The sequence below is a fragment of the Streptomyces sp. NPDC048278 genome, assembly GCF_040652195.1.
In the GTDB taxonomy this organism is placed as follows: domain Bacteria; phylum Actinomycetota; class Actinomycetes; order Streptomycetales; family Streptomycetaceae; genus Streptomyces.
Genome location: NZ_JBEZLP010000084.1, coordinates 1 through 3,476 on the forward strand (window position 1 = coordinate 1; position 3,476 = coordinate 3,476).

The 3,476-nt window shown below is 67.6% G+C and carries 2 protein-coding genes; both read right to left on the reverse strand.

Annotated elements, in window-relative coordinates:
• Positions 1 to 261: 261 nt before the first annotated feature.
• Positions 262 to 1,068: a UbiA family prenyltransferase gene (locus AB0D74_RS50325; RefSeq protein WP_362603420.1), complete on the reverse strand. Its 807-nt coding sequence runs from the start codon at positions 1,066 to 1,068 to the stop codon at positions 262 to 264.
• Between the two features lie 212 nt (positions 1,069 to 1,280).
• Positions 1,281 to 2,624, reverse strand: a complete 1,344-nt coding sequence (locus AB0D74_RS50330; protein WP_362603423.1) for a cytochrome P450 — start codon at positions 2,622 to 2,624, stop codon at positions 1,281 to 1,283.
• Positions 2,625 to 3,476 lie beyond the last annotated feature (852 nt).

Below are 3,476 nucleotides of genomic sequence, written 5' to 3' on the forward strand. Positions count from 1 at the left end.
TTCATGGGGTGCTCCTTCGATTCCCGCGACGGCCGGACCCTACCGGCCGTTCCTCCCAGAGCCTCCTCCGCCACCCCGCTCAACTGCCTCGGCCGAGCGGCCGGTTGTCACTCCCGAGCCCCGGCCGAAAGAACGACGGTGAACCGTCCGCCGCCGCAACCGCCGATGGCCGCTCCCCGAAGGTCCCGTATCGCTGTGCGGGCTGAACAGGGGTGACGGTGGTGAACAGCTCACGTGAGCCCACCGGGCGACCCGGCGGTGTCAGTGGATCGGTGACACGAGGACGCTGCCGACCATCAGCAGGCAGTACCAACCGGTGTACAGCTGGTAGGTGCGGTGGTCGCCGACCGGATCGCGGAACCGCAGTACGCGCACCGCGGTGGCCCAGCCGACACAGGTCAGTACCACCTCACACGTCAGGGGCAGCACGTGCTCGGATGCCGTGCCGAAGATCCAGAAGTGCACGGCCACGGGCAGCGCGCCCAGTCCGACCGCTGCGGCCACCCGGGTCGGCCCCTCACCGATGACCATCGGCAGGGTGCGGCGGCCCACTTCCCGGTCGCCGGTGATGTCGCGCAGATCCTGTATGGACATGATCAGGTTGAACAGGAACGTGATGGCCGCGATGAGCCGCCAGCCGTACGGCGTCAGAGGTCCTGCGATCTCCCAGGCCGCCGCGAGCTGGGCGAAGGTCGCGATGACGATACAGAGATTCTTCCCGTACCAGCGACGCGCGAAGCCCAGCTGGTTGTAACAGACGGTCATGGTGATCCACAGCGCGGCCCAGCCGGCAAGGCCCAGGCAGTAGCCCAGTGCTCCGTACAGGACGAGCACGACCCACCAACGCCGCCAGGCACCGGTCACCGAGACGACTCCGGTGACCAGTGGGCGATGAGGCTTGTTCCGCCGGTCTTCCTCGATCCCCGTGGCCTGGTTGGACAGACAGACCAGGTACAGCGCCAGCCAGAAGTAGAGCAGCGCACATGCTTCCGCGCGCAGGAGATCCGGCCAGGGCAGACCGAGGCTGCGCCAGGCCGTGCAGGTGAACAGCATGGGGGGCAGCAGCATGGCGCTCGCGTCTCCCCCGGCGAAGCGCCAGCTCAGGTCGGCCTCGAACCATGCCCGGCGCGCCGCGTTCCTCCCTCGAGAAGGCTTACTGGGCGGTAGCGGGTCCGGGCGCCCCTTTCCGCGCGTGTGATGTCCCGGGCCTGTCCCGGCCCACGCACTCGCGCTACCGACCTGGTCCGCACCCCGCCCCTGCCGCGGCGGTACGGTGGCACTCAACTGCCGCTCCCTGGCCGGGGTTCCACCATGACGGGCGTGGCGGGAGGAAGCAGCAACAGACGGGGCACCGGCCGTTCGGCGCACTGCTGGAACCGCAGCCTCCAGCGGCTCAGCACGGTGACCAGGGCGATGGTGGCCTCGGTCGTGCCGAAGACGTCCCCCAGGCATTTGCGGCGACCGGTGCCGAATCCCAGGAAGCCCTGGCGCTGCGCCGTTGTGACGCGCTCGGGACTCCACCGGTCCGGGTCGAAGGCGTCCGGGTCGGGAAACAGGCCGGCGTCGCGATGCAGGGTGTAGTGGCTGAAGAAGACGTCAGCCCCGGCTGGTATGCGGCCTTCGTCCCAGGCCACCTCTGCCGTGGTCGCCCTGCTGACCAGCCACCCCGGCGGATACAGTCGTATGGCCTCGGTCAGCACCCGCTGGGTGTACGGGAGTTCGGTGAGGCTGCGGTGGTCCGGCGGTCGGCCCTCCAGCACTTCCTCGATCTCGGTCAGCACCCGTTGGGCGACGAGCGGATGCCGGTCGAGGAGGCGAAGGGTCCAGACAAGGGCCGCTGCTGTCGTTTCCACCGCCGCCGACAGGATCTGTACGACCTGGTCGAAGACCGCTTGTTGTGGATCGTCCTCCTGTTCGCAGGCCGCGATGACCATGGACAGCACGTCGCCGTGGTCGGTGCCGGTGGTGCGGTAGTGGTCGACCACGTCATCGACGGTGCGGCGGGTGCGTGCCACCTGCCGGTCGTAACGGCGGTTGACGGGGAGCGGGAGCCGGGGGAAGAGCCTCCCTGGAATGACCATGCGCCAGTACAGCCCTTGCATGATGTCCGCGTGCGATGCGGCGATCTGGGCCGCCGCCGGGCCGCCTTGCGGTGCCGAGATCAGAGTTCTGGAGGCGACCATGGCGGTCATCCGGTGCGTTTCCTGGTCGAGGCGGATCACCCGTCCGGGACGCCATGAGTCCACGACCTCTTCCGCCACGTCCCGCATGACCTCGGCGTAGGTCTGAATCCGGGACCGGTGGAACGCGGGCTGCATCAGCGGGCGCTGCTGCGCGTGCTCGGCGGCCGGGCAGTTGACCACTCCGTTGCCGAAGAACCTGCGGGACGTCTCGTAGAACGGCCCGCCCTTGTCGAAGAGGTAGTGGTCGCCGTGCAGGCGGCGTACCAGGTCGGGGCGGGTGACGACATAGGCCGGACGGCGTCCGATGCGGATCTGGACCAGAGGTCCGTATGCGCTCAGCCCCTTGAGGAATCCCAGAGGAGACCATGCGAGAAGGGGGAGGTGACCGAGCAGGGGAACCGCCCCTGGGGCAGTGCGAGAAAAGCCGGCAGATGTGACCATATGGTTGCCACCATCAAAGTCGGGGATGATTGCGCGTCACAACCCAACACCTTCCAAGACGTGGGAATCGCCCGAGAAGCATTCGGATGGTAAGACACAGCCGACCGTCCATCCACGTGCCGCAATGACCGCGCGTGGCCTCCTGACAGCCGACGGAAATGCGCATCCCCGGGGTGAGGGTGACCGCGCACGCCCGGCTGTCGGAACGGCCGGAAGGTACAGTTCACCAAGGTGTTCTTCCTGTTCAGAGGCCATCCCGCGGAGTCCGCCGATCCAGCGGGCGGGGTCGCGCACCAAGCCGACAGCAACCTCCGCCAAGCGGAAATCGCTATGCCTCCGACCTTGTTACCCCACCCCCGCGCCAACTCGAGATCTGCCCGTTCTTCCACCGACTCCGCGACAGGTGGACATTCTCCACCGGATTTCGGTTTATTCCCTCGCCGCCTCGTGCGTGGATCTGCGTGAGCGCCTTCTCTGTCTCCGCATCACCGCCACTTCAGGCGACAATCCCCTACAGTTTCGGATCGATAACGAAGGGCCGTGCGGTGTGCGCGGGGGCGGGGCCTGTGGCGTGGGGATGGCAAGGCGGCGACGGGCTCGTCCCACTGCTGTGTGTCGCCGCCCCCAGCACCTACCGGACCAATCAAGGATCGGCTGTGCAGCACCGCGTGTTCGGCTTCGCGGCCACCGCCGACCAGCTTGCCTGGCTCGTAAGTGAACCATGACAACGACGGTGACCGAGGAGAGCCGGCCGGTCCGATGGACTTCGAGGAGTTCTACCAGTCGTCGTACCCGCGACTGGTCGGCCAGCTGTTCTCGGTCACCGGCAGTCTTGAACAGGCCGAGGACGTC